The organism is Pseudomonas sp. AP19 (assembly GCF_001728855.1).
In the GTDB taxonomy this organism is placed as follows: Bacteria; Pseudomonadota; Gammaproteobacteria; order Pseudomonadales; family Pseudomonadaceae; genus Aquipseudomonas; species Aquipseudomonas fluorescens.
On the sequence record NZ_LXJP01000033.1, the window covers coordinates 46,586 to 69,114 of the forward strand.

The 22,529-nt window shown below is 61.2% G+C and carries 26 protein-coding genes, 1 tRNA gene and 2 pseudogenes; 11 read left to right on the forward strand and 18 right to left on the reverse strand.

Annotation, left to right across the window (positions count from 1 at the left end; all coding sequences use genetic code 11):
- Positions 1-92: 92 nt before the first annotated feature.
- The 4 genes from A7D21_RS21470 to A7D21_RS21485 all read right to left on the reverse strand — a co-directional run bounded on the left by A7D21_RS21470 (position 93) and on the right by A7D21_RS21485 (position 3,477).
- Positions 93-1,061, reverse strand: a complete 969-nt coding sequence (locus tag A7D21_RS21470) for a FecR domain-containing protein (protein WP_053254847.1) — start codon at positions 1,059-1,061, stop codon at positions 93-95.
- Positions 1,058-1,597, reverse strand: a complete 540-nt coding sequence (locus A7D21_RS21475) for an RNA polymerase sigma factor (protein ID WP_053254848.1) — start codon at positions 1,595-1,597, stop codon at positions 1,058-1,060. Before A7D21_RS21475 ends, A7D21_RS21470 begins: the two co-directional genes overlap by 4 nt.
- 197 nt (positions 1,598-1,794) lie before the next feature.
- A complete protein-coding gene (locus A7D21_RS21480) occupies positions 1,795-2,667 on the reverse strand; it encodes a dihydrodipicolinate synthase family protein (protein ID WP_069552644.1) in 873 nt (290 codons plus the stop codon).
- A 27-nt stretch (positions 2,668-2,694) separates the two neighbouring features.
- Positions 2,695-3,477 (reverse strand): aldolase, encoded by a 783-nt coding sequence (locus A7D21_RS21485; protein ID WP_053254850.1) that lies wholly within the window; start codon positions 3,475-3,477, stop codon positions 2,695-2,697.
- 159 nt (positions 3,478-3,636) lie between these two features.
- Between A7D21_RS21485 and A7D21_RS21490 the strand changes: the two genes are divergently transcribed.
- The gene (locus A7D21_RS21490) at positions 3,637-4,164 is read left to right on the forward strand and encodes a helix-turn-helix domain-containing protein (protein WP_069552645.1); all 528 of its coding nucleotides are present in this window, start codon (positions 3,637-3,639) and stop codon (positions 4,162-4,164) included.
- 53 nt (positions 4,165-4,217) lie between these two features.
- Here A7D21_RS21490 and A7D21_RS21495 read toward each other — a convergent pair whose 3' ends face one another.
- Positions 4,218-5,234: a DUF4917 family protein gene (locus tag A7D21_RS21495; RefSeq protein ID WP_069552646.1), complete on the reverse strand. Its 1,017-nt coding sequence runs from the start codon at positions 5,232-5,234 to the stop codon at positions 4,218-4,220.
- A gap of 123 nt (positions 5,235-5,357) precedes the next feature.
- Here A7D21_RS21495 and yiaY point away from each other — a divergent pair, with 123 nt between their 5' ends.
- Positions 5,358-6,506 carry an L-threonine dehydrogenase gene (gene yiaY / locus A7D21_RS21500; protein ID WP_069552647.1) on the forward strand — a complete coding sequence of 383 codons (1,149 nt, stop codon included), beginning with the start codon at positions 5,358-5,360 and terminating at the stop codon, positions 6,504-6,506.
- Here the strand turns inward: yiaY and A7D21_RS21505 are convergent.
- A complete protein-coding gene (locus A7D21_RS21505) occupies positions 6,473-7,660 on the reverse strand; it encodes an MFS transporter (RefSeq protein ID WP_069552648.1) in 1,188 nt (395 codons plus the stop codon). The two genes, yiaY and A7D21_RS21505, sit on opposite strands and share 34 nt — an antisense overlap.
- Positions 7,661-7,755: 95 nt before the next feature.
- On the opposite strand from A7D21_RS21505, the gene A7D21_RS21510 reads away from it, so the two are divergent.
- Together A7D21_RS21510 and A7D21_RS21515 are read left to right on the forward strand one after the other, a co-directional pair.
- Entirely contained in the window at positions 7,756-8,430 is a 675-nt protein-coding gene (locus tag A7D21_RS21510) for an NAD(P)H-binding protein (RefSeq protein ID WP_053254855.1), read from the forward strand.
- Between the two features lie 14 nt (positions 8,431-8,444).
- Positions 8,445-8,804 (forward strand): annotated as a pseudogene (locus tag A7D21_RS21515) (MFS transporter); the annotation flags it as partial.
- On the opposite strand, the gene A7D21_RS21520 reads toward A7D21_RS21515, so the two are convergent.
- Complete coding sequence (locus A7D21_RS21520) at positions 8,805-9,293, reverse strand: DMT family transporter (RefSeq protein ID WP_053254857.1); 489 nt, start codon at positions 9,291-9,293, stop codon at positions 8,805-8,807.
- Between the two features lie 68 nt (positions 9,294-9,361).
- Here A7D21_RS21520 and A7D21_RS21525 point away from each other — a divergent pair, with 68 nt between their 5' ends.
- From A7D21_RS21525 to A7D21_RS21540, 4 genes are all read left to right on the forward strand, one after another.
- Positions 9,362-10,288 carry a LysR family transcriptional regulator gene (locus tag A7D21_RS21525; protein WP_053254858.1) on the forward strand — a complete coding sequence of 309 codons (927 nt, stop codon included), beginning with the start codon at positions 9,362-9,364 and terminating at the stop codon, positions 10,286-10,288.
- 13 nt (positions 10,289-10,301) lie between these two features.
- Positions 10,302-10,721, forward strand: coding sequence for a VOC family protein (locus tag A7D21_RS21530; protein WP_069552649.1), 420 nt, complete (start codon positions 10,302-10,304; stop codon positions 10,719-10,721).
- Between the two features lie 54 nt (positions 10,722-10,775).
- Entirely contained in the window at positions 10,776-11,417 is a 642-nt protein-coding gene (locus A7D21_RS21535; protein WP_053254860.1) for a LysE family translocator, read from the forward strand.
- Positions 11,418-11,536: 119 nt separating this feature from the next.
- Positions 11,537-12,064 (forward strand): DUF4142 domain-containing protein, encoded by a 528-nt coding sequence (locus tag A7D21_RS21540; protein ID WP_053254861.1) that lies wholly within the window; start codon positions 11,537-11,539, stop codon positions 12,062-12,064.
- A 54-nt stretch (positions 12,065-12,118) separates the two neighbouring features.
- On the opposite strand, the gene A7D21_RS21545 is transcribed toward A7D21_RS21540, so the two are convergent.
- The 4 genes and pseudogenes from A7D21_RS21545 to A7D21_RS21560 all read right to left on the reverse strand — a co-directional run bounded on the left by A7D21_RS21545 (position 12,119) and on the right by A7D21_RS21560 (position 14,381).
- Entirely contained in the window at positions 12,119-12,544 is a 426-nt protein-coding gene (locus A7D21_RS21545) for a low affinity iron permease family protein (RefSeq protein WP_053254862.1), read from the reverse strand.
- A gap of 112 nt (positions 12,545-12,656) precedes the next feature.
- On the reverse strand, positions 12,657-13,157 hold the full coding sequence (locus A7D21_RS21550; RefSeq protein ID WP_053254863.1) for a methylated-DNA--[protein]-cysteine S-methyltransferase: 501 nt from the start codon (positions 13,155-13,157) through the stop codon (positions 12,657-12,659).
- A 115-nt stretch (positions 13,158-13,272) separates the two neighbouring features.
- Positions 13,273-13,473 (reverse strand): annotated as a pseudogene (locus A7D21_RS21555) (type II toxin-antitoxin system HicB family antitoxin); the annotation flags it as partial.
- Between the two features lie 14 nt (positions 13,474-13,487).
- Positions 13,488-14,381, reverse strand: a complete 894-nt coding sequence (locus tag A7D21_RS21560; protein WP_069552650.1) for a LysR family transcriptional regulator — start codon at positions 14,379-14,381, stop codon at positions 13,488-13,490.
- Positions 14,382-14,476: 95 nt separating this feature from the next.
- Between A7D21_RS21560 and A7D21_RS21565 the strand changes: the two genes are divergently transcribed.
- The 3 genes from A7D21_RS21565 (at position 14,477) to A7D21_RS35865 (ending at position 17,160) form a co-directional block, all read left to right on the forward strand.
- Positions 14,477-15,640, forward strand: a complete 1,164-nt coding sequence (locus tag A7D21_RS21565; protein WP_069552651.1) for an MFS transporter — start codon at positions 14,477-14,479, stop codon at positions 15,638-15,640.
- Positions 15,637-16,830, forward strand: coding sequence for an MFS transporter (locus A7D21_RS21570; protein ID WP_069552652.1), 1,194 nt, complete (start codon positions 15,637-15,639; stop codon positions 16,828-16,830). Before A7D21_RS21565 ends, A7D21_RS21570 begins: the two co-directional genes overlap by 4 nt.
- Positions 16,831-17,007: 177 nt before the next feature.
- Entirely contained in the window at positions 17,008-17,160 is a 153-nt protein-coding gene (locus A7D21_RS35865; RefSeq protein ID WP_169875737.1) for a DUF6124 family protein, read from the forward strand.
- 81 nt (positions 17,161-17,241) lie between these two features.
- Here the strand turns inward: A7D21_RS35865 and A7D21_RS21575 are convergent, their stop codons facing one another.
- From A7D21_RS21575 to atzF, 7 genes are all read right to left on the reverse strand, one after another.
- Positions 17,242-17,547 carry a DUF6482 family protein gene (locus tag A7D21_RS21575; protein ID WP_053254867.1) on the reverse strand — a complete coding sequence of 102 codons (306 nt, stop codon included), beginning with the start codon at positions 17,545-17,547 and terminating at the stop codon, positions 17,242-17,244.
- 23 nt (positions 17,548-17,570) lie between these two features.
- The gene (locus tag A7D21_RS21580; RefSeq protein WP_069552653.1) at positions 17,571-18,095 is read right to left on the reverse strand and encodes a DUF3833 domain-containing protein; all 525 of its coding nucleotides are present in this window, start codon (positions 18,093-18,095) and stop codon (positions 17,571-17,573) included.
- 198 nt (positions 18,096-18,293) lie between these two features.
- Positions 18,294-18,367 (reverse strand) — tRNA-Gly (locus A7D21_RS21585).
- Between the two features lie 214 nt (positions 18,368-18,581).
- Positions 18,582-19,466, reverse strand: a complete 885-nt coding sequence (locus A7D21_RS21590; RefSeq protein WP_053254869.1) for an alpha/beta fold hydrolase — start codon at positions 19,464-19,466, stop codon at positions 18,582-18,584.
- A 304-nt stretch (positions 19,467-19,770) separates the two neighbouring features.
- The gene (locus tag A7D21_RS21595) at positions 19,771-20,463 is read right to left on the reverse strand and encodes a 16S rRNA pseudouridine(516) synthase (protein WP_053254870.1); all 693 of its coding nucleotides are present in this window, start codon (positions 20,461-20,463) and stop codon (positions 19,771-19,773) included.
- Entirely contained in the window at positions 20,463-20,675 is a 213-nt protein-coding gene (locus A7D21_RS21600; protein WP_069552654.1) for a cysteine-rich CWC family protein, read from the reverse strand. The genes A7D21_RS21595 and A7D21_RS21600 overlap by 1 nt, the downstream gene beginning before the upstream one ends.
- Positions 20,676-20,738: 63 nt before the next feature.
- Positions 20,739-22,511, reverse strand: coding sequence for an allophanate hydrolase (atzF, locus tag A7D21_RS21605; protein ID WP_069552655.1), 1,773 nt, complete (start codon positions 22,509-22,511; stop codon positions 20,739-20,741).
- Positions 22,512-22,529: the final 18 nt, after the last annotated feature.

Genomic DNA, 22,529 nt, shown 5'->3' on the forward strand with positions numbered 1-22,529 from the left:
GGTGTGCGTATCAAGCACAGTCGGGAGGAAGACGGCGCAGGCCAAAAAATCCACACCTGCGAATGCAAAATATTCTCAAATGGGTGCGAGCCCTACTGGGTCGGCTCGATTCTTAAGATGCCGTCGGCCGACGCCACGGCCTTGACCGGCAGCAGGGCAGGCAGGGCATTGAGCAGAGCGTCCGGGTCATTCACATCCAGATTGCCCGAGACCTTCAGTTGCGCCACGGCTTTGCTGACCTGTAACGGTGCCTGGGGCCGGTAGAGGCTCAACTCGTCAATGAGGCTGGCCAGGTCGCGATTGCGAAATGAGAGGTGCCCGCTGCGCCAATCGGCGACTTCTTCGCCGGTAAGGGTTTGCTGTTGAACAGTGCCTTTGGCGTAACTGTAAGTCGCGCGTTGCTGCGCACCGAGCACGGTGACGGGGCTTTTGGCGTCCGCTTCGAAGGCGACCTGGCCATGGGCGACACTGATCACCAGTTGCTGCTGGCTGCGCCGCACATCAAACCCGGTGCCGACCACCCGCACGTTGGCTGCGCCGGCTTGCACGTACAACGGCCGTTCCTTGTCGGCCGCGACCTCGATGTACAGCTGGCCCTTGTCCAGATGCAGGATGCGTTGATGGGCGTTGAAATCCACCCGCAGGTGGGTGTTGGCATTTACATACAGCGTGCTGCCATCGGGCAGGTTGAGCGTGCGCATGCCTTTGGCGTGCCCGGCGATTTGGCTGTGGTAGAGCTCACGAGGCGCGCCGATGTGGCTGGTCAGCACTGCGCAGACCAGCGCTGCCGCGGTGGCGAGGGCGGGGCGCCAGAACGAGGGTTTGCGCGTGGGCAGTGGCACGGGTTGGTTCAGTTGCTGCAACTGGGCGAGGTCGGCCCACAGTTGCTCGAATTCGGCATAGGCGCGGGCATGGGCAGGCTCGGCCTGCCAGGCGGCGAAGGCTTTGCGGTCGGCACGCGCCGGGTCATTGCGGTTGCGCGCGAACCAGCTGGCGGCTTGGGCATCGATGGAGTCGCTCGCTTCGATGTCCAGGGCGTCGATGTCGCTCAAGCGGTTCATTCTGGCTGCTCCGTGCCGGGGTCAATGTGAAGACGTCGCTTGCAATGCAGCAGGGCGAAAGCGATGTGCTTTTCGACCATGCTGGTCGAAATGCCCATGCGCTCAGCGATCTGCGCCTGACTCAGGCCTTCGAAGCGATGCAGCATAAGGGCTTCTCGCCTGCGGGGCGAGAGTTCGGCGAGGACTTCTTTCAACTGTTCCAGGCGTTGCAGGCGCTGCGCGGCGGCCATCGGGTCGTTTTGTTCATCGGTGAGCGGCTCGGCGTGGGGATCGGCCGGGTCAGCGTAGGCGATGTGCCGTACCTTCTGTTTACGCCAGTGATCGCGCAGCAGGTTGCGCGCCATCTGGAACAGAAATGCCCGTGGCTGCTCGACCTTGGCGCGGTCGCGGTAGTCCAGCCACTGGGTGAAGACATCCTGGGTCATGTCCGCCGCGTCGCTGGCGTTGTCCGTGCGTTTGCGCAGGAAATACAGAATATCTGCATAGAACCTGCGAAAGGCATCGACCGACAACGGATCGGGCTTGGGACGAGACATGGCTATCCTTCTTGACGAAGTACGACGTAGATAAGCCATGAATGATATCGAGAATTATTGTCATTTGTCGCTGTGTAATGAATGAACTCGGTCAAAATGTGGGAGCTGGCTGGCCTGCGATGCAGGCACCACGATTTGTCAGCTAAACCGAGGAGATGCTATCGCAGGCCAGCCAGCTCCCACAGGAGGCCACGGCTCTATCGCAGTAATGTCCTAAGCTGCTCGACCCCCGCTGCACCCAAGGGGAACACCGGCAACCTTGGATCACCCGCGTCCAACCCGGTCAAACGCAACCCGGCCTTGATCGTCGCCGGCAACCCACCCTTGAGGATGAATTCCAGCAGCGGCAACTGGCGGTAGAACAGTTCGCGCGCCTTGCTCAGATCATTGGCCAACACCGCCTCGTACAACGCCAGGTTGAGCGGCGCGATCAGGTTCGGCGCCGCCGTGCACCATCCTTTTGCGCCCGCCGCAAAGGCTTCCAGGGCCAGCGGGTTGCAGCCGTTGTAAAACGGTACGTCACTGTGCCGATGCAACTGGTGCATGCGCTGAATATCCCCAGTGCTTTCCTTAACCATGCTCACGTTTTCGACGTGCTGGACGATGCGCAGAATCAGCTCCACCGACATGTCCGTGCCGCTGGTGGCCGGGTTGTTATAGAGCATGATCGGCACGCCGACGCTCTCGCCAATCGCGGCATAGTGGGCGAGGATTTCTGCTTCGCTGAGTTTCCAGTACGAGGTCGGCAGTACCATCACCACATCGGCGCCATTGGCCTCGGCGTAACGGGCGCGACGCACGGCCTTGGCGGTGGTCAGGTCGGACACACTGACGATAGTCGGTACGCGCCTGGCGATTTTCGCCAGGCTGTAGGCACTCACTTCATCCCACTCGGCGTCGCTCAAGTAGGCGCCCTCGCCGGTACTGCCCAAGGGCGCGATGGCATGCACGCCGCTGTCGATCAAACGGTCGATGGAGCGGCCCAGGGCGTCGAGGTCAATGCGTTGGCCGTCGGCGCTGAACGGCGTGATGGTGTATCCGATGATGCCGTGAATAGCGGGTGTGGGCATGGGAAGTCTCCAGTCAAAAAAGGGCAATCAGTTCAAGCAGTCGGCGTGTTGGCGCAGGCTCTGGCGGGCGTAGTAATTGAACGCGGCGCCGTGGCGCTTGGGCTTGGAGATCCAGGCATGGGCCTCGCGGCCCAGCGCCGGCAGGATCGGCTTGATCGTGCCCGCGGCCATCGCCAGCAACTGCAACTTGGCCGCGCGCTCAATCAACTGCGCGATCACGCAGGCTTCTTCGATGCTCGCCCCGGTGGCCAGTTGGCCATGATGCGAGAGCAAAATCGCGCGTTTGTCGCCCAGCGCCGTGGTGATGATTTGCCCTTCTTCATTGCCCACCGGCACGCCCGGCCAGGCTTCCAAGAAAGCGCAGTCTTCGTACAGCGGGCAAAGGTCCATGTGCGACACCTGCAGCGGTACCTCCAACATCGACAGCGCGGCAATATGGGTGGGGTGCGTATGGATGATGCAGTTCACATCCGGCCGCCCACGGTACACCCAGGTGTGAAAACGGTTAGCCGGGTTGGGGATGCCGTGGCCTTCCAGGACGTCCAGGTCCTCATTGACCAGCAACAGGTTGCCGGCGGTGATTTCGTCAAACCCCAGGCCCAGTGGCTGGGTGTAATAAGTGCCAGGCGTGGGGCCTCGCGCGGTGATCTGCCCGGCCAGGCCGGAGTCGTGGCCATGTTCGAACAGGATGCGACAGGTGAGCGCCAGCTTTTGCCGGTCGGTCCACGTATTATCCGCCAGGGAATTTTGCATCTGGATCAGCGCTTGCTTGACCAGTTGTTCTTTGGGGAGTGCTAATGTCTTGGCCATATCGGTGTCCTTTGGGTGGTTCAATGGACGTCGGATTTGCGGGTCTCCAGCGCGAGCAAGGCTGTTGGGTGAATGCAAATGACACTAAAGATGCTATATGACACATTGTGTCATTGGCAAGCGCAGCTCTCGCTTTTCTGCATGGATTAACTGCATCAAATGTCTATCCGTTTGAAATTATTGAGAAAAAAACTTGGGGTAACCTTGGAGTCCTTGGCCGAAAAGTCCGGGATGACCAAGAGTTACCTGTCGAAAGTCGAGCGCGGGCTCAACACGCCGTCGATTGCCGCCGCGCTGAAACTGGCCAAAGCCTTGAACGTGAAGGTCGAAGAACTGTTCAGCGAAGACAGCGTCAGCCTCGACAGCTACAGCCTGGTGCGCAGCCATGAGCGGCCGGACACCGCGCCGGGTTATGCGGTGCTCGCCCATCAGGTCAGTGAGCGCAGCCTGCTGCCGTTCATCATCTACCCGCCGACGGAGTTCACCGACAAGACGTTCAAGGAGCATGTGGGAGAGGAGTTTCTGTTCGTGCATGAAGGCCGGGTGGAAGTGGATTTCATGAACGAGCGGGTGATTCTGGAGCGGGGTGACGCGCTGCACTTCAACGCGCAAAAGCCTCACCGGCTTCGCTCGGTAGGGGAGGTGCAGGCGCAGTTGTTGGTGGTGGTGCACAGCGCTGAGGAATGACTGCGATCACTAGTTGAAATGCAATTAATGTGGGAGCTGCTTTGTTCAGGTGATCAGCGCTCGACCGGCACCGAGAGCGCCGAATTACCCAGCGGATGCGTGCGCGCCGCAAAAAACTTCAGCGCCACACCGCTGCCCTCAAACAACGCCGCATACCGGCGTTTCTGCTGACGAATAAACCCGTCGCTGCGCCCCGATACCGAAATCGCCAGGGTGGTCAGCTTGGCCTGGCGCAGCGCATCCACCAGGTGTGTATCCTGCGGCCCCAAATCATGGCCGAAGATGCACAGTGCGCCCTCATGGCTGAGCAGTTGCTCATAACAGAACGACAGATAGTCCGAGCTGCGGATGGTCTTGAGCTTCTCTTCCACGTTGCCTTCGCTGACAAACAGCGGCACATCGTCCAGGGTCTTGATCGTGTTGTTGATCGCAAAGCTGCTGAGCAAGGTGCTGTCGGTGGACGGCAGTTTGCGCGCCGTGCCGTCGAGGTTGCGCACCAGGTGCAGGCCGCCATGCAGGTAGAGGATCCGCGTGGCGTCGGTGTGCGTGTTGCGCAGGTCGAAGCTGGCGTCGGCGCTGCGGAACAGGTCATCAATGCCCGGGGTGTGCAGGATCGCCCAGTAGTTGAGCAAGTCGTAGTTACTGGTGAACACGCTGGCGTAGCGGGCCAGCTCCGCGTTGATCGTCGCCAGCGTCGACGGCTGCACCAGGCGCCACGGAATGTGCACGGCGTGGATGGTGTTGATCAACGCTTCCTTGATCGCATAGTAGCGATTGCGCGGCGCGGCCGAGCTGACCGCCAGGGCCTTGTTGACCCGGCTGGTGGTTTTCAATGCGCCCAGTGCTTGCTCGAAACTGCGGGTTTGCAGGGCGTCAAACACACTCAGCTCGGATGCGCTCAGGGGTTTTTCCTCGACGGTGCGTGCGTTTTCAAACAGCGAGTCGTAGGCAAAGTCTTCCCAAATGGCCCGGCTGGCGCCGTTGCCGATCAGAATCCCATTGAAGTCCACGCTGCTGCGCAGCGCGCTCCAGTCTTCAAGGTGGGCGTCAATATCCTGGAAATCCTTCATTGCGGCGGGTCTACTCGAAATCGGCTGGGTGGTGACTTTATCACGAGCCGGAGTTGATCTTGGTCAAGATGCCGCAGGCAAGTGAGGTTGATCCTGTATCTATAACGCCTCTGAGGATTCGCCATGAGCAGCACCTTCTTCATCCCCGCCGTCAATATCATGGGCATCGACTGTCTCGACGAAGCCATGATCGCCATCCGCAATTACGGCTTTCGCAAGGCACTGATTGTCACCGACGCCGGTCTTGCCAAGGCGGGCGTGGCCAGCATGATCGCCGAGAAGCTGGCGATGCAGGACATCGACTCGGTGATTTACGACGGTGCCAAGCCCAACCCCAATGTGGAAAACGTCGAAAAAGGCCTGGCGCTGTTGCAGCACAGCCACTGCGATTTCGTGGTGTCCCTGGGCGGCGGTTCGCCCCATGACTGCGCCAAGGGTATCGCGCTGTGCGCCACCAATGGCGGGCATATCGGCGACTACGAAGGTGTCGATCAGTCCAGCAAGCCGCAACTGCCGCTGGTGGCCATTAACACCACCGCCGGCACCGCCAGCGAGATGACGCGCTTTTGCATCATCACCGACGAAACCCGCCACGTGAAAATGGCCATCGTCGACCGCAACGTCACGCCACTGCTGTCGGTCAACGACCCCGCGCTGATGGTCGGCATGCCCAAGGGCCTCACCGCCGCCACCGGCATGGACGCCTTGACCCACGCCATCGAAGCCTACGTGTCCACCGCCGCCAACCCGATCACCGACGCCTGCGCGATCAAGGCCATCGAGCTGATCAGCGCCAACCTGCGCCTGGCGGTTCGCGATGGCAGCGACATGGCCGCACGGGAAAACATGGCCTACGCGCAGTTCCTGGCCGGGATGGCGTTCAACAATGCGTCCCTGGGTTTTGTGCACGCCATGGCCCACCAACTGGGCGGCCTGTACGACTTGCCCCACGGCGTGTGCAATGCGGTGTTGCTGCCCCATGTGCAAAGCTTCAACGCCAGCGTCTGCGCCAAACGCTTGAGCGACGTGGCACGCGCCTTGGGCGCCGATATCAAGGGCATTACCCCGGAAGAGGGCGCCCAGGCGGCAATCGCGGCCATTCGCACGTTGGCCCTGGATGTTGAGATCCCGGCCGGGCTGCGCGAGCTGGGCGCCAAGCTGCAGGATATTCCGCTGCTGGCGACCAATGCGTTGAAGGACGCCTGTGGGTTGACCAACCCACGGCGCGCCGATCAACGTCAGATCGAAGAGATATTTCGCAGCGCGTTCTGATCGGCCCGGCAGCGGGCGGCGCACACACATGTGCCGCCCGCCAACGCTACACACAACAGCGTCATCGGCCACGCCTGCTGACTCACCAGCAGGCTCGCGCCGCCGCCGATCAGCGCCGCCATCAATTGATGCATAAAGCCGCTCAAGGCCATGGCATAGGAACCGCTCACCGGCGACTCATCATTGGCCAGCGACAAGCTGATGGGGTAACTCATCGACTGCCCAAAAACCGCCAGGCAATACGGCAGCCACAGCAACACTGCCAACCCGTCGCTGAACACACTGCCCAGCAGCATCACGGCCGTGCCTGACAACACCAGGGCCACGCCCCAACTCATCATCGCCAACCGCCCGGTGCGTGCGACCCAGCGATTGACCATCAACGCGCCTGCAAGATACGCCGCGCTGATCGGCCAACCCAGCCAGCCATATTGGGCCGGGCTCCACTCAAAATGGCCCTGCAGAATGAGCGGCGCACAGGTGTTGAACGCGATGATCACCCCATAGCCCAACCCGCCGGCCAACGCGGCGTGCAAGAAGGCCGGGTGGCGCACAATCGTCGCGTAAATGCGCGTCGCGGATACCGACGGATCGGCTTTTACCTGTGGCGCAAACACCACCCGCTGCAACACCAGCATTAACCCGACAGCGCCGATTGCCAACGCATAAAAAATCGCGTCCCAACCGAACGCCACCTGCAACACCGAGCCGGCAAATTGCCCGATTCCCAACGCGATGACAAAGGTCATGCCCAGCCACGACAACCCCTTGGCCAGCAATGCACCGCTGAAACTGTCACGCACCAATACCCGGGCCATCACCGACACGCCGCCCGCGCCCAGGCCCTGAACCAGGCGTAACGCCAGGAACGACTCGATATTGAACGCTGACGGAATCGCCGCACTCGCCAGTGCGTACACCGCCAGTGCGCCAAGCAATACCGGCTTTCTTCCAAACCGCTCGCCCAGGCTGCCCCACAGCAACATCGGCAATGCCATGCCCACCAGGTACACCGCCAGGGCCAATGCGACCTGGTCTTCGGCGGCGGGCAGGGCATGGGCAATCGCCGGTACGGCGGGCAGGTAGCAGCTGATACCGACTTGACCGAGGAAGGCGGCGCTGCAGGCGAGGGCGAGGGTGGTGGTATTTTTCAAGGGCGGGCTTATCCTTTTTCAGCGGTAAGCTACAAGCTGCTAGTGTGTTTGTCTCTAACGTGCAGCTTATCGTTTGTCATCAAGGAACCCACCCAATGAGAGTTCTCCTATTCGGCGCCACCGGCATGGTCGGCCAAGGCGTGCTGCGCGAGTGCCTGCTGGCGGCTGACGTCCAGGAAGTCGTCGCCGTCGGCCGCACCCCGTTGACCCAGGAGCACGACAAACTGCATCAGGTGTTGCACAGCGACATGCTGGATTTCCAGCCCCTGGAAAACTTGCTGCAAGGGTTTGACGCGTGCTTTTTTTGCCTCGGTGTTTCGTCGGCGGGCATGAATGAAACCCGGTACACCCACCTCACCTATGACCTGACGCTGGTCGCCGCCAGTACCCTGGCGCGGCTAAACCCGCAAATGACGTTTATCTACGTGTCCGGCGCCGGCACCGACAGCTCCGAGGCAGGCAAGTCGATGTGGGCGCGGATCAAAGGCAAGACTGAAAACGCCTTGCTGCGCCTGCCGTTCAAGGCGGTGTACCTGTTTCGGCCGGGGGTTATCCAGCCCTTGCATGGCGTGCGCTCGAAGACGCCGTTGTACCAATCTTTCTATACCGTGCTCGGGCCGGTGCTCTCGTTTGTGCGTCGCGCCAAGCCCGGCTGGGTGGTCAGCACCGAGACCGTCGGCCAGGCCATGTTGGCGGCGGTGCGCCATGGCGCGCCGCACGCGGTGGTGGAGCAGGCCGAGATCAATCGCTTGGCCGCCGAGCGTCGCTGATGTTGCACAAGAGCCTGGTGGTGCTGGGTGCGATTGGCTTTTTCAGTGCCGGCATCTTTGCCGACCACACCACCTTCCTGATCATCGCCCTGGGCATGTTGGGCGCCGGCATTATCGCCTCGATCCCGACGTTCTGGACCCTGCCCCCCAAACTGCTGGCTGGCGCCGGTGCCGGTGCGGCCGGTGGCATTGCGGTGATCAACACCCTTGGCCAGTTTGGCGGCATTGTCAGCCCGGTGATGGTGGGGCGGATCAAGGACCTCACCGGCAGCACCACCCCGGCGCTGTATGTGATCGGCGTGTGCGCACTGTTGGCCGCAGCGCTGCTGCTGTGGGGCTTGCCGCAAAAGCTGCGCACGTTGGACAGGGGATGATCAGCTTGCCGTTGCCAATGCTCGCGCGGGCGAGCTGCTGAACTGAATCAACGCCACCCCGCCGATCAACAGCAACGCCCCCAGCACACGGGGCGTTGTGAGTTGGCGCTCGGCCAGGCCGAACAGGCCAAAGTGATCGAGCAGCAGCGAGGCGAGGATCTGACCGGCCATGGCCAGTGCAATAAACCCCGACGCGCCCAGCTTGGGCAGCAGCATCAGTGCCAGGGAAATGAAGCACACGCCAAATGCGCCACCGGCCCACATCCACAGCGGTGCCTGGCTGATAAAGCTCAGGCTCGGCAGTGGTAAACGCAGGGCCAGTATCACCGGCAGCAACACGATGATGCTCACCAGCAATGAGGCCAACGTGGCCCATAAGGGGTGACCGAGGCCGCGCCCGAGGTTGGCATTGATTGCACTTTGAAACGGCACCACCGCCCCGGCAATCACCGCCAGCGCTAACAAACCCACCCAATGCAACGTGGTCATTTCGACTCTCCCAGAGGTTTTACTGGACTCTAGGCTATTCGTCGCGCAAATTTAAATTCCAAATTCTTATGCAGAGCATGCAGTTGATGAATGATCTTCGCCGCATTGACCTCAACCTGCTGGTGATTCTGGATGCCTTGCTCAGCGAGCAACATGTGACTCGCGCCGCCGAGCGTTTGCACCTGAGCCAGCCGGCGGTCAGCCACGCATTGGCCCGCCTGCGAGACCTATTGAATGACCCGTTGCTGGTGCGCCAGGGCGGCACGCTGGTGCCGACGGCGCGTGCCCTGGAGTTGGCGACGCCGTTGGCCGAAGCCCTGGCCCAGGTGCAGGCCCTGTTGGCACCGAATCGGTTTGACCCGGCGTCAGCCAAACGCAGGTTTCGCGTGGCGATGTCGGACTACAGCGCGGCCATTTTTCTGCCTGGTTTGGTGCGCACGTTACGCCGTGAAGCGCCCGGCATCGACCTGCAAATCATCCAGGCCAGCCGTGAAGGGATGGTGGACGGCGTGCTCAATGGCGATATCGACCTGGCGGCCGGGGTCTTCCCCGATATGCCCGCCGAACTGCGCACCACGCCGTTGTTTGAGGAGCATTACACCTGCCTGGTGGACCGCCACAGCCTGCCGCAAAGTGGCACGCTCGACCTGCCCACCTACCTGTCGCGCCCGCATGTACTGCTGGAAATGCGCGGCAGTGGTACCCCGGAAATCGAGCGCGCGTTGACGGCCATTCGTGAGCGCCGGCATGTGGCGATCAGCCTGCCGCACTGGGGCGTGGCGCCGCAGTTGATCCAGGGCACCGACCTGATCCTGACCGTCTCATCCAGGGGGTTGCTCAGCATCGATCAGCAGCATTTGTTGGCCGTGCCGCCACCGTTTCATATTCCCTCGTTTGCCTTTGAGCTGGCGTGGCATGCGCGGCGGGGTGGGGATTCGGGGTTGCAATGGTTGATCGCGCAGGTACAGGGTGTATTGTCCGCAAGCCACCGATGACAGGAATGCCAACATGCTCTCAGGCCTCAACCACCTGACCCTTGCCGTGACCGATGTGAACCGCAGCGTCAGGTTCTACCATGAGCTGTTGCAGCTTCAGCTCGACGCCACGTGGGACAACGGCGCCTACCTGTCGTTGCCCGGTGTGTGGGTGTGTTTGTCGCTTGATCCGTCGCGCGTGTCGGCACCCGCAGTTGACTACACCCACTACGCGTTCACGGCGGATGCCGGTGATTTCGACGCGCTGGTGGCGCTGGTGGCGCGCCTGCGAGCCGGCGGTGTACAGGAGTGGCGCGACAACCGCAGTGAAGGTGCGTCGTTCTATTTCCTCGACCCCGATGGGCACAAGCTTGAGGTGCATGTCGGCAATTTGGCTTCGCGTCTGCAAGCCTGTCGTGCCAAGCCATATGCAGGCATGCAGTTTTACCCGTAGCACCCGAACGTGCAGAATCCCTGCACCTATTAACCGTCTGTCAGAGTCGCGCCCATGACCCCATCCTTGCTGCTCGCCGTCCTCGCTTCGGGTTTTATCTACGGCATTACGCCGGGCCCGGGGGTGCTGGCCGTGTTCGGCATCGGTGCTGCGCGCGGGCGTCGCGCCGGGGCAGGGTTCCTGTGCGGGCATTTGCTCGGGGATGTGGTGTGGTGCAGTACGGCGCTGATCGCCATTGTTGGCGCACGGGAAGTCGGTAGCAGTGCATTTGATGTGTTGGGTGTGCTCAGTGGGTTGTATTTGTTCTGGCTCGGCTGGCGCGCCATTCGCACGCAACGGCGTAGCAGTGACGCCCCCCAGGGCGCTGCGCGGCATCCGTTTTGGCACGGCATTTTGTTTGGCTTGACCAACCCCAAGGCCTACCCGGTGGCGGTGGCGACGTTCACGGCATTGCTGTCCAGCCGCGCCGAGCTGCTGACCTGGGCAATGCTGCCGTCCTTGATCTTCCTGAGCTTTGTCGGTGGCCTGCTGGCTTATGCGATTCTGATCGCTGTGGTCGGGGCGCAACGCGTGCGTACGGTGTATCAGCGCCATGAAATCCTGATCACCAAGCTCTGCGGCGTGATGTTTATCGGCTTTGCCATTAACGCGCTCGCGCACGCATTACCGGGCCTGTTTGCCAGCAAACCGGCCTGAGGCAGCCACGACCGTTCGTCGCACTGGCAAGTTTTTTCTAAACCTTTGCCGCCCTGAAAATTCGAATTCAGGGTGAGGTGTCTGTCCTCGCACCTATTTTTGCCCTGGAGGAACCCATCATGAGCCGCATGGCTATCCGGTTACGCACCGCCAGTTTCGCGATGCTGCTGGGCCTCGGCGCCAGCAATGCTTTCGCCCAGTCGCCTGCTGAATTCATCGAGCAGGCTTCGGCCAAAGGCATGGCCGATATCGAAACCAGTCGCATGGCCCACGCCAAAACCTCGTCTCAGGAAATCAAGGATTACACCATCGAGGTCATCAACGAGCGCACCCTGGCCAACCAGCACCTGGCAGCGATTGCCAAGAAGCTCGACTTGCCGGTGGCCCCGCGCGAGAAGATCGCCGACAAAGCCGAAACCCTGATGCCCGAACTCAAGGACGGCGACTCCTTTGACGCTGCCTACACGGCGCAGCAGGTCAAGGAAAACGAAGACGCCATCGCCTTGTTCAAGCAGGAAGGCGCGGCATCGGATGTACCGGAAATAAAGGCGCTGGTAGATGAGACGCTGCCTAAGTTGCAAGAGCGTCTGCAGAAGGCCCGCGCGTTGGCATCGACCTACGGTAAAGGTCATCAAGGCGACGGTTGAACCCGTGACTTGAAATGAACAACGGCGGTTGGATCCTCTCCAACCGCCGTTTTTTTATGCGTGGTTCAGATCGGTTTTGTTCGCGACTGCATCGTCGACGGTTTCACCGCAACTGCTGTTCAGGCTGACACTGCGCGTAGCCCCGATGCTGCGGTATTCGTTGCGCAGTTTTTCCAGTTCTTTGCGGTCCAGGCCATCCAGGCTCAGCACGGCGTTTTGTGCATCCTTGGACACGCGCAGCAGCTCATCAATCTTGATATGCAGGATGTCATTGTCGCGGTTTTGCGTGTTCTGGATCAGAAACACCATCAGGAAGGTAATGATGGTGGTCGAAGTGTTGATGATCAGCTGCCAAGTGTCGTTGTAGTGGAAATAAGGCCCGCTCAGACTCCACAGGAAAATCAGTGCGACGGCGGCGTAGAACGTCCGGGCACTGCCTGCCCAGCGGGACAGAGACTGCGAGACTGCGGAGAATTTCATGACCGTTTTCCTCAAAAGGGGGTGATGAAAGTATGGACCGCAGGGGTGCTTTGAAATTTCTTATTACATTTGAGCGGGTGGACAACCGTGTACGTTTTTGTCGTGCAGGCGTTTAGAACGCCAGTTCCGCCTGGCCTGCACCTTCCAACGCGAGCAGATACTGCTTGGCCTCCAGCCCACCGGCAAACCCGGTCAGCCCGCCTGAGGCGCCTATCACCCGATGGCAGGGCGCAATGATCGAGATCGGATTGCGCCCGTTGGCAGCGCCCACTGCACGCACGGCTTTCGGGTTACCAATCTGCTGGGCGATCTGGCTGTAGCTGCGGGTTTCGCCAAAGGGGATGGTCAGCAGCGCCTGCCAGACTTGCTTCTGGAACGCGGTGCCGGTGAAGTCCAGTTCCAGTTCGAATTGGTGGCGGGTGCCGGCGAAATACTCCTTCAATTGTTGCTCGGCCGCCAAGAGCACAGCGCTGTCGTTAGCCTCGCGCAACTCACCCAGGCGCACGCGGTTGGCGCGCTCTTTTTCCCAGAGGACGGCATTGAGTTTGCCATCGCGCGCCACCAGGGTGAGCTGGCCGACGGGGGAGGGCATGCGCTTGAATTGGTAAGACATGAGCGGACTCCTGCTGGGTGAGTGTGGTTCAAGCCTAAGGCGACACGCTCATCGGCAAACTACGTTTCTTGCGGTCAAATTCAAAGCCGCTAGCGGCGTTACTCGGCGTGACTGATCATCCTTCCTGCTGCAGAACCTTGAGCGCCGCAGATGCCAGAAACCCCGAACGGCTTTTTTCTTCCGGGTGATTCAGCACGTATTCATCAATACGATTCAACAGATAACCCGGCAGGGTAATGTTGAGTTTGTGAGCCTTGCCCAGGTACTTGGTGACATCAATGTCCACCACGGCCCACGTGCAGCCGGCGTACTGCGAGGTTTTTCGAAGGGTTACCGGGTGTGTGAAGACTGCGCAAGGACCGCGAGAAACGCATCAGCCAATACGCTTTTTCTTGCCGTAGGGGTCAGCACCAGCAACTGAGCACAGGCATCTACCTCAGCCATCGGCTTATACGTAACGCCCTTATTCATCAAGCTCTGCGTGCATTCCGGCACCAATGCCACGCCTTGCCCGGCGGCCACCAGCGCAATGATCGAAGTGATCTGCCGTCCGGTCGGCCCGGCACGCAGGGGCACACCGTGGTGCCGGTAAAGTTGCTCGATGGACTGGTTCAACCCCGACCCATAATCCGACGGAAACAGAATCAACGGATATGCACTGAGCTGCGCCAAACTGACATCAGGCTGGCCGGCCAAAGGGCTGTCGCTGGACACGGCCGCCACCAAGCGTTCCTCACCGAGCGATTGTGCGTGTACCTCTTGATTCTGCGGCAATAGGCGACTTAGCCCGATATCCAGCCGCCCGTCAGCCACGCGCGCGCCGAGGTTGCCGGACGCGCACTCCACCAAGGTCAACTGCACTTCGGGAAAGCCTTGCGCAAAAGTCTGGATCGCTTGGCTGAACAGATCCGACAAGGCGATTGAGCTGACGTACCCCAGCGACAATTGCCCCGCAGTGCCCTCCGCCAGTTTGCCGGCGATGACCTGCGCCAACGTCACCTGCTCCAACACACCGCGTGCATAGGGCAGGAACGAACGGCCCTGAGCCGTGAGGGTCACCGTGCGGCTGGTGCGATCAAACAGCTTGAACCCCAACTCCGCCTCCAGCGCTGAAATCTGCCGCGTCAGTGGCGGCTGCGCCAGGTGCAGGCGAAGTGCTGCTCGGCCGAAGTGCAATTCTTCGGCGACCGTCAGAAAGTAACGCAGCTTGCGTAGGTCGAGCATCCTGTTCCCTGGGTATTGATCGGTTCGAAATCGGTATTGGTTTAAGACCCGTCGGCCATTCTATAAAGACCTCACAAAATAAAACGAGAGGTTTCATGAAACCGCGCCTGCATTGTGCCCGTCTTGCCCTGTTCCTGTGTGGCTGCGCGGCGTTTCTTAACCTCTATGCCACCCAGAGCATCCTGCAGACCTTTGCCGCGCAGTTTCACATCAGCGCCAAGACCGCGGGCTGGAGTATCACGGTCACCACCCTGGCCGTGGCGGTCACTGCACCCTTTGTCAGCCGGCTGACCGGGCGCTTCGAGCAACGCACCGTCATCAGCGTGGCCGCGCTGTTGTTGGCGGTGCCCGCACTGATGACCGCGTACGCCGACAGCTTTGCCCAAGTGCTGGTATGGCGGTGCGTGCAAGGTCTGTTGATTCCGGTGGTGTTCGCGACCAGTGTGGCCTACATCGGTGACCGTTGGCGTGGCGGCACGGTCACCGAAGTCACCAGCCTTTATGTGGCGGGCACTGTGTTGGGCGGGTTCGCCGGGCGCTTCGTCACGGGGGTGATGACTGAATACGTGGGCTGGCGGGAAGCCTTCGAATGGTTGGCCGTATTGAGCCTGATGGTGGGCGGGTTTATCCAATTCCTGCTGCCCTCAAACCGACCGCGCACCGAGCGACTTAACACGTCATCCTCGGGCATTTTCCGCAAACCGCTGTTGGCCGCCTACGCCGTAGGTTTTTGCGTGTTGTTCTGCCAAGTCGCGGCCTTTACTTACGCGGGTTTGTACCTTGGCTTGCAGCCGTTCAACCTCGGGCCTGCGGCGTTGGGCACGCTGTACATGGTGTTTCTACTGGCCTTGATCGTGATCCCCCTCGCGGGCCGCCTCAGCAAAGCCCGGCCCCACGCCGAGCTGCTGGGTATCGCCGCCGTGCTCGGTGTCAGTGGCTCGGCGCTGACCCTGGCGCCTTGGCTGGGCTGCATCGTCGTCGGCCTGGCGCTCAGTTCCACCGGCGTGTTCCTCGCCCAGGCCGCTGCCAATGGGTTCATCACCGCCACCGCCGGTGACAACAAGGCGGGCGCCGTGGGGGTTTACCTCACGTGTTACTACCTGGGCGGCAGTTGCGGTGCCATCGCACCGGCATTGATCTGGGAGCAGTGGGGCTGGGCCGGCTGCGTGGCACTGATTATCGGTTTCCAACTGCTGACCCTGCTGATCGCACTGACCGGCTGGAAGCCTCATCCACCTGCGTTGATTCAAACCCCATGAACGACACCGTCGCCGTGGCTGCCCGCTCCCCCTCCACGCGCCGCCGCGCGCTGATTACCGGTTGCAGCGCCCACGCCGTACACGATGGCCTCACCGACGTCATCTACGTGCTGCTGCCGATCTGGCAGGCGCAATTCGCCTTGTCCTACGCTCAAATCGGCCTGTTGCGCGGCGCCTACTCCGGGATGATGGCCGTGTTCCAACTCATGGCCAGCCGCGCCGCCAAACGTTGGGGGCGTATACCGTTGCTGGTGGGCGGCACCGCGTTGGCAGGTATCGCTTACTTATTGGTGGGGCAAGCCACCGGGCTTGGCATGTTGTTGCTGGCGTTGCTATTGGGTGGGCTGGGAGCGAGTACCCAACACCCGCTGGCCTCTTCGATGATTACCGATGCTTATGAGGACGGTGGTGGGGTCAAGCAGGCGTTATCGCAATACAACTTCTCCGGTGACATCGGCAAAACCCTGATTCCGGGGTTGGTGGGCTTGCTGCTGACGGTCATCAGTTGGCGTGCCAGCGCGACCCTGCTGGGGTTGCTCGGGCTGGCGGCGGCAGGGCTGCTGTGGTGGTGGGCGCCTGCTCCGGTGTGCGAATCCGCCGCGACAAAAAACGCCAGGCCCTTGAGTCGAACCGGCTCGGTCATCGGCCTGCGCGCGCTGATCCTCACCGGCACCCTCGACAGCGCCGTGCGCATGGGTTTCCTCACGTTCCTGCCGTTCCTGCTGCAAGCCAAAGGTGCGGGCACGGCGGGTATTGGCCTGGCCTTGACCCTGCTATTCATTGGCGGTGCGTTCGGCAAATTGTTCTGCGGCTACCTCGGTGCCCGCATCGGCATGATGAAGACCGTATGGCTGACGGAAACCGGCACGGCACTGCTGATCGTCGCCGCCGTGTACCTGCCGCTGAGTGGCTTGATGGCGATGTTGCCGGTGTTGGGCCTGGTGCTGAACGGCACGTCTTCGGTGCTCTACGGCGCCGTGCCGGACCTGGCCGGCGCCGGCAAACGCGAGCAGGCGTTTGCGCTGTTCTACACCGGCACGATAGGCGGCGGGGCGCTGGCGCCGGTGGTGTTTGGCGGGTTAGGCGATGCGTTGGGTGTGCCGCTGGCGGTGCTGGTGCTGGCGGGGATGTTGTGTGCGACGTTGCCGTTGGCGTGGGTGGTGCAGCGGGGGATAGCCGTGGACCGTTGACTGGCTCGTTTCGGATGGAAAACTCAGTTCCGTCCTACGTAATTGCACGGGCTGCATGGTTGTAAAGTTCGCGCTTCAAAAATCCCGGCGCACTTTTCGAATGCCTATCAATCAGTGACGAGTGGCTGTTGCGTGATAGGAAACGATCCGAATAAGCGTGCTATGCGCCAATGACGTATGGGCGTAGGTAGGATATTTGTCGAATCACCCGTATTTACCGAGGACCTGCCCGCCCACCATCGCTACCTGGCCCTGGCCATTCAGCAAATGCTTGAATTGGGGCTGATGCTGGTGGAAGCGGCGCAGGACCGTGTGGACCGCGCCGCGTAGGTTCTTGCGCGCACCGCAACCGGCTGGCCTTCCCAGGCCGCCCATACCACGGGGGAGGGCAGCCAAAATACGCAAGTCACCTTAAAGGGACGCGGTCAACGTAAACGGAATGCGCAACGCGCCGATTGGCCCTTCCCGTGCCCCGCACATTTCATCGTGCACGCACTGCTGCACCAGCACGCAAGGAAACGGCGGAACCCGTTGCAACAGGTCGCGCAAATGCGTAGTGGAGCCGATGCGCATCGGCTTGGCATCGTCGTCCAACAGCGTCATCTCGACATGATCCAACTTGACGCGCGCGATGTAGAAACCCCCTTCCAGCGACAGCAGTTCCAGCTCACGCACTTCGCCCTTTACCGCCAGTTCGGTCAGCATTTTCATATTCATGATTCACCCTCACTCTCGGTCGTTCATTGGCGACGGAAAAACAACGTGATCTGGCCCCATTCGACGCCGAACTTGGTCATGCTGGAACGGTTGATCAAGGTGTCCTCGTCCATCAAGTACATCCAGTCGTCCAGGCTGACTTCGTACACCGAACCGTCCACCGGCAGGTTGAGTCGGTAGCGCCAACGCAGTGCGTTACCCGCCACTTCGCCGATTGCGTCGCCGACCACATCACCGGCGCGCCCGCGCCAGCGGCCAGGGCCATCCGGGGTTAGCGTCCACACTCGCTGCTGGCGCGTGCCATCGCTGTACAGGAACCGTTCGTCAAGAATGAGCGCGTCGCCCTCGCGCCGGCTGGTGATATTCACTTCAAAGCGCTTGGCCACTTCCCCCGAGCGCTTCTGGAAAATCCCCCACGCCTTGACGGGTTTGCTGAAGAAGCGTTGCAGGTCCAACGGCGGCTGCTGGTCGGCGTAGTGGTCGACCCCTACGCTGCTGCAACTGCTTAAACTCAACACCAGCAACAATGAAACCAGTAGACGTGTCATTGCCCGGCTCCGGGATCGTACGTGGCGAAGTGCCAACGCTCAGACTTGATACTTGTACAGAAATATTGATTTGTACAGGTTTAACCGGACGAATGACGGGTAACTCAAATCGCGCCCATAAAAAAACCGGTCACCAGGAACCGGTTTTTTTTACGCATCCCGCGTCAGAACTATCCTGACGTGAGTGCACTGTTTGAGTGGAGCGGGTAGAGGGAATCGAACCCTCAACTAAAGCTTGGGAAGCTTTCGTTTTGCCACTAAACTATACCCGCTCAGAGCGGCTGACTTTGTACCAGATGTTCGCCGGGATTTGAAGTTTTTCTTCGAGAAATGTGTGGGTTGCGTTCATCCAGCCAGTCGACGAACGGACCTCATACTCGCGCAAGCTTGTGTGGGAGCGGGCTTGCCCGCGATGGCGTCACCTGAGTGCAACTGATACACCGAGGCGCTTGCATCGCGGGCAAGCCCGGCTCCCACATGAGCGGTTCAGATCGCAAAGGCATGCTGCGTCTGCCCCTGGTGATAGCGCAATCGACCCACCTGCCGCTCTGGTTTCAAAAAGCCCACCACCGCCTCTCGACTATCGCGGCATGCCGCCTTGTGTTCCATGTCCAGGAAATGCCCGGTCGCCTGGATGGTGCTGAAGCTGCTGTTGGCCACATGCTGGCCAAACAATTTGGCGTCTTCAGCGCTGGTGTATTCATCCCATTCGCCATTCAAAAACAGCACTGGAATGTCGATCTGCCGGGCCGCCTTGAGGTAGCACAGCCGATCGCTGTTGAGCACGTGGCTGATGTGGAAGTGCATCTGCCCGTATTCGTGCTCGGCCAGGCTACTCACGTGTTTGTAGTTGAAGCGTTTGAACAGCGACGGCAGGTGTTTGCCGATGGTGCTGTTGACCAGGTGGCCGACGCGGTCGCGGTCGAGGTTGCCGAGGTAGTCGACGCCGCGTTCAAGGTAGTCGCGCATGGGCGCGTTGATCACCGGTGAGAACGAGCTGATCACCGCCTTTTCCACGCGCCGTGGCCGGTGGGCGAGGGCAACCAGGGTGGCGGCGCCGCCCCAGGAAAACGACAGAATGTGTTCAGCGGCGAAGTGGTCGATGAGTTCCAGCAGCAGCTGGCCTTCGACTTCCTTCGTCAGCATCTTCTCATGACGATTATGGATTTTGGAGCGGCCGGCGTAGGGCTGGTCGTACAAAACCACGTTGAATTGCGGATACAGGCTTTTCACGGTTTGGGCGAAGGACGCCGTGGTGGCCATGGAGCCGTTGACCAGGATAATGGTCTTGGCCGCTGCGTCCGCGCGATAGAACTCCGTGTAAACCCGATACTGACCCTGTATATCCAGCACAGCGATTTCTGGCCTCATGTCGTAAGACTCCTGGCAAGCGGGTAGTGCGCGCAGAACACTCTGCACGAGCTTTGTGACAGGTAGGCATACGCCTGGAAGAGGAGGGCCCATGTCGGTCCGATGGCGGCTGGCCGAGAGGTATTGTTATGGCGGGCTGTTTGCCTGGAAGGCCCGTAGATCAAGCGCGGGCGGGGCAAGGTGTTTCTTGGAGGTTATAGGCGACTCATCAGTCATAATTTGGCTGACGTCTTGATTCAAGCAGCAGAGCCGCCGCCTCGCAAGGCAATAAATGGGTTTTTTGCCATCACCGGCCGAACGGTCATCAGACCTGTTGGATTTCGTCGTCAGTCAGGGCTCGATATTCGCCGGGTGCAAGGCCTGCATCCAGCGCCAAAGGGCCCATGCGCTCGCGGTGCAGGCCGATCACCTTGTTATCGAAATGCCCGAACATACGCTTCACCTGGTGATAGCGGCCTTCGATGATGCTCAGTCGCGCTGTCCTTGGCCCCAGCAGTTCCAGCTCGGCGGGCTGGGTGGTGAGGTCTTCAAACGCGAAATACACACCCGCCGCAAACGTCACCGCGTACTCCGGGCCGATGGTCTGCTCGGTTTGCACGCGGTAAACCTTGGGCAGTTTGGTCTGCGGCTGTGTCAGGCGCCGTGACCACTGGCCGTCGTTGGTGATTAGCATCAGCCCGGTGGTGTTGAAATCCAGGCGGCCGGCAATATGCAGTTCGCCCTTGTCGGGTTCATCCAGCAGGTCGAGGACGGTCGCGTGTTGTGGGTCCGAGGTGGCGCTGACGCAGCCTTGAGGTTTGTGCAGCATGAAATAACGCGCCGGTTTGCCGGCCTGCACAACCTCATGATCAACGCACACGCGGCTGAATTCGCGCACGTCATGGTGCGGATCGCTGACGGCCACGCCATCGACCGTCACCCGTCGCTCAACCAGCAGCAAGCGCACTTGCTGGCGATTGAAACGCGGCAAATTGCTGAGGAAACGATCAACGCGCATTACGCTGAACCCGCCTCACGCAATTGCGCCTCCACCTGCGCACACCGCGGGCACAGGCAGGCGGTGTTGCGCAGTTCGTCGGGCAGGGCTTCGAGCACCGCCGGGTCAATGCTGACGCTGTAGCACCAGCAGGCTTGGTCGGCAGTGCGCGGGTCGGCCAGGGCGCAGTCGTTGCGCGCACCACAGGCGGGGCAAAGGGTTGGCGTAGTCATCAGTCGGTTCAGGCTGTATCGGGCAGGGCTGTGCGGTTCCCAGCACGATACAGCGCCGCCGCGCTATTGCAAGCTGCGCAGGTAGCCACGCCAGCCGCCGAAGTGGCTGATATCCACGGCGCCCGTCAAACCGTAGGGCTCGCAGATGAACCCACTTTCCCAGCGGCCGTCCGCCAGTTGCACCTTGCCGATGCCCAAAGGCGCAGGGATGCCGGTCAGGAACGACCCGAGTTCGCTGCTCGGCAGCTCCCACACTTCCACCTCGATCGCCACGCCACCCTCGCTCACCCGCAGCATGCCGGGGCGATAAGGTGGCCCGCCGGCCAGGGCGAACAATTGATAGTCCGCTGAGCTGTGGGTGCACGCCAGCAAGCGCGCGCCCCGGCGTAATAATTGCGGGTTCAGCGCCAGCCCTTGCAGGTGCGCGCCGCACACCACCAGCCGCGTGACGTCATGGTTGGCGCTGCCTGCCGGTGCGCCCAGTGACGCATCCTGCTGGCGTTGCAACGCATCCGCTACACCCAGCAAGTATTGATCGGTAAACGCCCGACCAAACAGCGTCACGCCCCAGGGCAACCCGTTTTCCATCAAGCCGCTGGGCACGGCGACGGCCGCGTAGTCCAGCAAGTTCATGAAGTTGGTGTAGTAGCCCAGTTCGGCATTGCGCAGCACCGGCTCGGCGCGCAGTTCTTCCAGCGTGACCGGGCGACCAATGGTCGGCGTCAGCACGCAATCGAGTGTGTTGAGCAAGCGGTCACATTGCGCTTTCAAGGCTTGCAGACGGTACTGAGCACGGAAGGTGTCGACGCCGGTCACCGCCGGCGCCTTGGCCAACACGGCACGAATCACCGGCAGCACCGCTTCTGGATCACGCACCATCAATTCACCCGCGACGCTGTAGCGCTCGGCCACCCACGGCCCTTCGTAGAGCAGGCGCGCGGCGTCGAGGAAGGGCGACAGGTCCAGCGTGACGGGCTCGCCGCCGAGCGCAATCAGGCGCGCGATGGCCTGCTCGAACAGCAGTGGGCCTTGCTCGCAGCCGAAGAATTCCAGGTCCTGCTCGCGCGGCACGCCAAAGCGAAACGGCTTCGGCGTGCCGAATGCCGAGGCATCATTCCAGGCCGGATTCTGGCGGCTGTATGCATCCAGCGGGTCCAGCCTGGCGGTTAACCCCAGCAACTGGCTGGCTTCGCGCGCGGTGCGCGTAAAGGTGGTGACGCAATCCAGCGTACGGCACGCCGGCACCACACCCGCCGTGGAAATCAGCCCTTTGCTCGCCTTGAGCCCCACCAGGTTATTCAGCGCCGCCGGCACCCGCCCGGAACCGGCGGTGTCGGTGCCCAGGGCAAAACTCGCCACGCCCAGGGCGACAGCCAGAGACGACCCCGCGCTGGAACCGCCCGCGGGATACTCCGGCAACACACTGTTGGGGCAGGCGCCATAGGGCGAGCGGCTGCCATTGAGCCCGGTGGCGAACTGATCCAGGTTGGTCTTGCCCAGCGGCACCGCGCCCAAGGCGATCAGTTGCTCGACAATCGTCGCGCTGCGCGTCGGTACATAGGCAAAGGCCGGGCAGGCTGCGGTGGTGGGAATGCCCGCCAGGTCGATGTTGTCCTTGATTGCAAAGGGCACGCCGAACAGCGGCAATTCGGACGGCTCGCGAGCGTCCAGTGCCGCCAGGTACGGCTCCAGTTCCGCCAAGCTGAGCAGGTGGATAAACAGGTGATAGTCAGGGTTCAACTGCGCCGCTTTTTCGCGCAATTGCAGCAGCAGATCGCGGGGCGTGGTGTCGCCGCTGAGGTAGGCATTACGCAGGTTGTCCAGTTGCAGATTCATGGCTTGTCCGCCTGTCGA

Coding starts and splice junctions, on each gene's coding strand:
- A7D21_RS21580 (WP_069552653.1), bottom strand. CDS start 18,095: ATGACACGTCTACTGGTTTCATTGTTGCTGGTGTTGAGTTTAAGCAGT.
- A7D21_RS21600 (WP_069552654.1), bottom strand. CDS start 20,675: ATGACTACGCCAACCCTTTGCCCCGCCTGTGGTGCGCGCAACGACTGC.
- A7D21_RS21490 (WP_069552645.1), top strand. CDS start 3,637: ATGTCTATCCGTTTGAAATTATTGAGAAAAAAACTTGGGGTAACCTTG.
- A7D21_RS21530 (WP_069552649.1), top strand. CDS start 10,302: ATGCTCTCAGGCCTCAACCACCTGACCCTTGCCGTGACCGATGTGAAC.
- A7D21_RS35865 (WP_169875737.1), top strand. CDS start 17,008: ATGGGCGTAGGTAGGATATTTGTCGAATCACCCGTATTTACCGAGGAC.
- A7D21_RS21595 (WP_053254870.1), bottom strand. CDS start 20,463: ATGCGCGTTGATCGTTTCCTCAGCAATTTGCCGCGTTTCAATCGCCAG.
- A7D21_RS21470 (WP_053254847.1), bottom strand. CDS start 1,061: ATGAACCGCTTGAGCGACATCGACGCCCTGGACATCGAAGCGAGCGAC.
- A7D21_RS21590 (WP_053254869.1), bottom strand. CDS start 19,466: ATGAGGCCAGAAATCGCTGTGCTGGATATACAGGGTCAGTATCGGGTT.
- A7D21_RS21525 (WP_053254858.1), top strand. CDS start 9,362: ATGCAGAGCATGCAGTTGATGAATGATCTTCGCCGCATTGACCTCAAC.
- A7D21_RS21495 (WP_069552646.1), bottom strand. CDS start 5,234: ATGAAGGATTTCCAGGATATTGACGCCCACCTTGAAGACTGGAGCGCG.
- yiaY (WP_069552647.1), top strand. CDS start 5,358: ATGAGCAGCACCTTCTTCATCCCCGCCGTCAATATCATGGGCATCGAC.
- A7D21_RS21485 (WP_053254850.1), bottom strand. CDS start 3,477: ATGGCCAAGACATTAGCACTCCCCAAAGAACAACTGGTCAAGCAAGCG.
- A7D21_RS21475 (WP_053254848.1), bottom strand. CDS start 1,597: ATGTCTCGTCCCAAGCCCGATCCGTTGTCGGTCGATGCCTTTCGCAGG.
- A7D21_RS21480 (WP_069552644.1), bottom strand. CDS start 2,667: ATGCCCACACCCGCTATTCACGGCATCATCGGATACACCATCACGCCG.
- A7D21_RS21535 (WP_053254860.1), top strand. CDS start 10,776: ATGACCCCATCCTTGCTGCTCGCCGTCCTCGCTTCGGGTTTTATCTAC.
- atzF (WP_069552655.1), bottom strand. CDS start 22,511: ATGAATCTGCAACTGGACAACCTGCGTAATGCCTACCTCAGCGGCGAC.
- A7D21_RS21540 (WP_053254861.1), top strand. CDS start 11,537: ATGAGCCGCATGGCTATCCGGTTACGCACCGCCAGTTTCGCGATGCTG.
- A7D21_RS21565 (WP_069552651.1), top strand. CDS start 14,477: ATGAAACCGCGCCTGCATTGTGCCCGTCTTGCCCTGTTCCTGTGTGGC.
- A7D21_RS21575 (WP_053254867.1), bottom strand. CDS start 17,547: ATGAATATGAAAATGCTGACCGAACTGGCGGTAAAGGGCGAAGTGCGT.
- A7D21_RS21545 (WP_053254862.1), bottom strand. CDS start 12,544: ATGAAATTCTCCGCAGTCTCGCAGTCTCTGTCCCGCTGGGCAGGCAGT.
- A7D21_RS21560 (WP_069552650.1), bottom strand. CDS start 14,381: ATGCTCGACCTACGCAAGCTGCGTTACTTTCTGACGGTCGCCGAAGAA.
- A7D21_RS21510 (WP_053254855.1), top strand. CDS start 7,756: ATGAGAGTTCTCCTATTCGGCGCCACCGGCATGGTCGGCCAAGGCGTG.
- A7D21_RS21520 (WP_053254857.1), bottom strand. CDS start 9,293: ATGACCACGTTGCATTGGGTGGGTTTGTTAGCGCTGGCGGTGATTGCC.
- A7D21_RS21570 (WP_069552652.1), top strand. CDS start 15,637: ATGAACGACACCGTCGCCGTGGCTGCCCGCTCCCCCTCCACGCGCCGC.
- A7D21_RS21550 (WP_053254863.1), bottom strand. CDS start 13,157: ATGTCTTACCAATTCAAGCGCATGCCCTCCCCCGTCGGCCAGCTCACC.